Source organism: Micromonospora parastrephiae, assembly GCF_016802865.1.
GTDB classification, from domain to species: Bacteria; Actinomycetota; Actinomycetes; order Mycobacteriales; family Micromonosporaceae; genus Micromonospora; species Micromonospora parastrephiae.
Map to the genome: position 1 here is coordinate 1 of NZ_JAEVHM010000292.1, position 5,033 is coordinate 5,033.

Genomic DNA, 5,033 nt, shown 5'->3' on the forward strand with positions numbered 1-5,033 from the left:
CTTCGCCGTCGACGGCTGGCTGGGCGTCGACGACGGGCGGCTCGTCGTCGAGGTGGAGCAGGGTCAGACCGCCGTCGGCCTCGTCAGCTACCTGTCCGGACCTCGGCGACCGCCGGCAGGCCAGCACCGCGCGGAGCGTGTCGGCCGCCAGCGCCAGTGCCAGCTCCTCGTGCGGTACGCCGGGCAGCGCGCCCCGCAGCCGGCTCTTCGCGGCGGCCAGACGCTTCACCGGCACCACCACGGCCCACCTCGGCTGACTCACGTCCGCAATCCTGCCAGCCGGACGGTAGGACCCTCGCTGGCCGTACCGGGGGCGAGCAGGCATGATTTCCGCTGCGGGTGTCGCGGGCGGGGTTCGCGGCGGGGTCGGGGCGCGACGAGGAGGCACAGTGGCACGGCGGAGGCTGGGGTTCTGGCAACGGTTCGCCGTGGGGCTGGTGAAGCCGGTGATGACCGTCTGGACCCGGCGAACCTGGCGCGGCCAGGAGCACCTCGGCCGGGACGGCGGCGTGATCATCGTGGCGAACCACATCTCGCACGCCGATCCGCTGGTCTCCGCGCACTTCATCTACGACTCCGGGCGGTGGCCGCAGTACCTGGGCAAGGCCAGCGTGTTCCGGGTGCCGGTGGTCGGCTGGATCCTGCACCGTTGCCGGCAGATCCCGGTCGAGCGCGGCAGCGTGGACGCGGTCCGCTCGCTGGACACGATGGTCGCCGCGCTCGACGAGGGCGGCGCCGTGGTCATCTACCCGGAGGGCACCACCACCCGGCAGCCGGAGCTGTGGCCGATGAAGGCCAAGACCGGCGCGGCCCGGCTGGCGCTGGCGACCGGCGCGCCCGTGGTGCCGCTGGTGATGTGGGGGCCGGAGCGGATCTTCGATCCGCGGACCACCCGGTTGAACCCGCGCCCCCGGATTCCGGTGACCGTGGTCGCCGGGGAACCGGTCGACCTGAGCCGGTGGGCGGACGCCCCGCCGACCCGGGCGACCCTGGAGGAGATGACGGACGCCATCATGCTGCGTTTGCGGGACATGCTCGCCGAGATCCGTGGTGGCACCCCTCCGCCCCTCTGGGAACGGCCGGCCCGACCGTCCGTCCAGCGTCAGCAGGGCGAAGCCGCATGAGCGGCCACGTCGCGGTCCTCGGCGCCGGCTCCTGGGGCACCGCGTTCGCCAAGATCCTCGCCGACGCCGGGCGGGACGTGACCGTGTGGGCCCGCCGCGCGCCGGTGGCCGAGAGCATCCGCGCCGAGCGCCGCAACCCGGAGTACCTGCCGGACCTGCTGCTGCCGGCCCGGGTCACCGCCACCGCCGACGCCGCCGAGGCGATCAGCGGCGCCGAACTGGTGGTGCTGGCCGTGCCGTCGCAGACCCTGCGCGGCAACCTCGCCGAGTGGGCCGCACACCTGCACCCCGACGCGACCCTGGTGTCGCTGATGAAGGGCATCGAACTCGGCACCACCAAGCGGATGAGCGAAGTCATCGTGGAGACCGCCGGGGTGGCCGCCGACCGGGTGGTGGTCGTCTCCGGCCCGAACCTGGCCCCGGAGATCGCCGCCGAGCAGCCGGCCGCCACCGTCGTCGCCGGGACCAACAGCGACCGCACCGTGCTCGTGCAGTCCTCGATCCGAACGCCCTACCTGCGCCCCTACACCAACGACGACGTCATCGGCTGCGAGCTGGGCGGCGCGGTCAAGAACGTGATCGCCCTGTCGTACGGCATCGCCACCGCGATGGGCTTCGGCGACAACACCCGGGCCATGCTGATGACCCGGGGACTGGCCGAGACGGCCCGCCTGGGCGTGGCGCTCGGCGCCGACCCGATCACCTTCGCCGGCCTGGCCGGCATGGGTGACCTGGTCGCCTCCTGCTCGTCCCCGCTGGCCCGCAACCGCACCTTCGGGGAGCACCTGGGCCGCGGTGAGACGCTGGAGCAGGCCCAGGCCGCCACCCGGCAGACCGCCGAGGGCGTGAAGAGCTGCCTGGCGATCCGCGACCTGGCCCGGGCGCACGGCGTGGAGATGCCGATCACCGAGCACGTCGAGCGGATCTGCCACGAGGGGATGGATCCTCGGCTGGCCGTGGAGACCCTGATGAGCCGGACCGCCAAACCCGAGTCGTACGAGTGAGGATCCGATGACTGATCTGGGAGACGGCACCCGCTGCGTACGCGCCGGCCTGCCCGAGCCGGCGCCGGGGGACCCGTTCCTGCCGGGGCCGGTCCTCGCCGCGCCGTACCACCTCGACCCGTGGCAGGGCCCCGCCGCCTCGCCGAACGGGTACGGACGCCCCGACAACCCGACCCGACGCCTCCTGGAGGCGGCCGTGGGCGAGCTGGAGGGCGGTGACTGCCGGGTCTTCGCCAGCGGTCAGGCGGCCATCACCGGCATGCTGCTCGCCCTGCTGCGCCCGGGTGACACGGTGGTGCTGCCCAGCGACGGCTACTTCCCGGTCCGGGCGTTCGCCACCGGGGTGCTGGAGACGATCGGCGTCCGGGTGGTCTTCGTGCCGACCGTCGGGCCGTACCCGTCACTTCAGGGCGTCCGGCTGGTGCTGGTGGAGACCCCCGCCAACCCGGGTCTGGACGTGGTCGACGTGGCGTCCCTGGCGGAGCGGGCGCACGCCGCCGGCGCGCTGCTCGCGGTGGACAACACCACGGCCACCCCGCTCGGGCAGCGTCCACTGGACCTCGGCGCAGACCTGGTGGTCGCCTCCGGCACCAAGGCGCTCACCGGCCACTCCGACCTGCTGCTGGGGTACCTGGCCAGCCGGTCCGCCGAGGTGGTCGAGGCGGTGACGCTCTGGCGTACCACCACCGGGTCCGTACCGGGAGCGTTCGACGCCTGGCTGGCACACCGGTCACTGGCCACTCTCGACCTGCGGCTGGCCCGGCAGAGCGCGAACGCCGCCGCGGTGGCCGACCTGCTCGCCGCCCGTCCGGACGTGACCGGCCTGCGCTGGCCGGGGCGACCCGACGACCCCGCGTACGCGGTGGCCTCGGCGCAGATGCGTCGGATGCCGGGGGTGCTCTCGTTCGACCTGGGCGACGCCGACCGGGTGAGCCGCTTCGTCGAGGCCGCCCGGCTGGTGGCGGCGGCCACCTCCTTCGGTGGCCTGCACACCACGGCGGACCGGCGGGCGCAGTGGGGCGACGACACCGCCCCCGGCTTCGTCCGGCTTTCCTGCGGCGTGGAGGACACCCCCGACCTGGTGGTCGATATCGCCGCCGCGCTGGACGCCGCCGGGCGGGTCTGAGTGGAGCCCCTGACGGCACCGCCGTCCCCCGACCGGTCGGCCCTGGTGCTCCGGCTGCGCGCCGCCGGCTGCGTCTACGCCGAGGACGAGGCCGAGTTGCTGCTGGCCGCCACCGACGATCCGGCGACGTTGGCCGACCTGACCGAGCGTCGGGTGGCTGGCGAGCCGCTGGAGTACCTGCTCGGCTGGGCGGAGTTCTGCGGTCTGCGGATAGCCGTCGACGCGGGCGTCTTCGTGCCCCGCGGTCGGACGGCCCTGCTGGTCGAGGCGGCGGCCGCGTTGACCGGTCCGGCTCCGGCCGTGGTCGACCTGTGCTGCGGGTCCGGGGCCACCACTGTCGCGCTGGCGCACCGGCTCGCGCCGCGCTGGCTGGCCGCCGCCGACATCGACCCGGCGGCCGTGGCGTGCGCCCGACGCAACCTCACCGGGCTGGCCGCCGAGGTGTTCGAGGGTGACCTGTTCGCGCCGCTGCCCGTGCGCTGGCGGGGTCGGCTGGACCTGGTGGTCGCCAACGCCCCGTACGTGCCGACCGACGCGGTGGCGCTGATGCCGCCGGAGGCGCGGCTGCACGAGGCCCCGGTGGCGCTCGACGGCGGACCGGACGGGCTGTCCGTGCTGCGCCGGGTGGGCGTCGAGGCGGCCGACTGGCTGGCCCCCGGTGGACACCTGGTGGTCGAGGCCGGCGAAACACAGGTGGACGCGCTCTGCGAAGCGTTCCGCGCCGCCGGGCTGGTACCAGATGTGCAGAACGACGCACACCTTCGACGAGTCGGCGGACCTGATCACCCTGGCCCAGACGCCGATCGCGGTGGTCTGCGCCGGGGTCAAGTCGATCCTCGACGTGGGCGCGACGCTGGAGCGGCTGGAGACCCTCGGGGTCGCCGTGGTCGGCTACCGCACCCGCCGCTTCCCCGGCTTCTACCTGACCGACGGCGGCTTCGACCTGGACTGGTCGCTGGAGTCACCGGAGCAGGTCGCGGACGTGCTCGCCGCCCGCGACGGACTGGCCGTGCACATCGGCGGTCTGATCGTCGCCAACCCGCTGCCGGTCGACGAGCAGCTCGACCCGGAGCTGCACGACCGAACCCTGACCGACGGTCTGGCCCGGCTGGAGCGCGACGGGATCACCGGGAAGGCCGTCACGCCGTACCTGCTGTCGCACTTCCACTCGGCCACCGAGGGCGCGAGCCTGGCGGTGAACGTCCGGATCATCCTGCGCAACGCCGACCTGGCCGCGCGGATCGCGGTCGCCTCGGCCGCCCGCACCACCGCCGTCGCGGCATGACCCGAGCGGCCCGGGTGGTCGTCGTCGGGGACGTGCTCACCGATGTCGTCGCGGTGCTGGCCGGGCCGCTCTCGGCCGGTTCGGACACCACCGCCGAGATCAGTCTCGGCGGTGGTGGGCAGGCGGCCAACACCGCCGCCTGGGTCGCCGCGCAGGGGGTGCCCGTCACGCTCGTCGGCGCGGTCGGCGACGACGAGGCGGGGCGGGACCGGGTGGCCGAACTCGACCGGGCGGGCGTCGACTGCGGGGTGCAGCGGGTCGAGGGCGTCCCCACCGGAACGGTGATCGTGCTGGCCGGCGACGGTGAACGCACCATGGTCACCCAGCGGGGCGCGAACCTGCGGCTGAGCGCCGAGCACGTCGACCGCACCCTCGCGGCGGTGCCCGACGCCGGGCATCTGCACCTGTCCGCGTACACCCTGTTGGACGCCGGGTCGCGCGACGCGGGGCTGCGGGCGTTGGCCGCCGCCCGCGAGCGCGGGGCTCACCACCAG

The 5,033-nt window shown here is 74.5% G+C and carries 4 protein-coding genes and 3 pseudogenes; 6 read left to right on the forward strand and 1 reads right to left on the reverse strand.

What is annotated here, in order from left to right:
* Positions 1-262 (reverse strand): annotated as a pseudogene (locus JNW91_RS32835) (hypothetical protein); the annotation flags it as partial.
* Positions 263-389: 127 nt separating this feature from the next.
* On the opposite strand from JNW91_RS32835, the gene JNW91_RS29610 reads away from it, so the two are divergent.
* From JNW91_RS29610 to JNW91_RS29635, 6 genes and pseudogenes are all read left to right on the forward strand, one after another.
* Positions 390-1,124 (forward strand): lysophospholipid acyltransferase family protein, encoded by a 735-nt coding sequence (locus JNW91_RS29610; RefSeq protein WP_203178812.1) that lies wholly within the window; start codon positions 390-392, stop codon positions 1,122-1,124.
* Complete coding sequence (locus JNW91_RS29615) at positions 1,121-2,128, forward strand: NAD(P)H-dependent glycerol-3-phosphate dehydrogenase (protein WP_203178814.1); 1,008 nt, start codon at positions 1,121-1,123, stop codon at positions 2,126-2,128. Before JNW91_RS29610 ends, JNW91_RS29615 begins: the two co-directional genes overlap by 4 nt.
* A 7-nt stretch (positions 2,129-2,135) precedes the next feature.
* Complete coding sequence (locus JNW91_RS29620) at positions 2,136-3,254, forward strand: cystathionine gamma-lyase (protein ID WP_203178816.1); 1,119 nt, start codon at positions 2,136-2,138, stop codon at positions 3,252-3,254.
* Positions 3,255-3,263: 9 nt separating this feature from the next.
* Positions 3,264-4,007 (forward strand): annotated as a pseudogene (locus JNW91_RS29625) (putative protein N(5)-glutamine methyltransferase); the annotation flags it as partial.
* Between the two features lie 4 nt (positions 4,008-4,011).
* A pseudogene (locus JNW91_RS29630) lies at positions 4,012-4,539 on the forward strand (pseudouridine-5'-phosphate glycosidase); the annotation flags it as partial.
* Positions 4,536-5,033, forward strand: a 498-nt coding sequence (locus tag JNW91_RS29635; protein WP_238425932.1) for a carbohydrate kinase family protein, incomplete at its 3' end; no start/stop codon positions are given. The pseudogene JNW91_RS29630 and the gene JNW91_RS29635, both read left to right, overlap by 4 nt.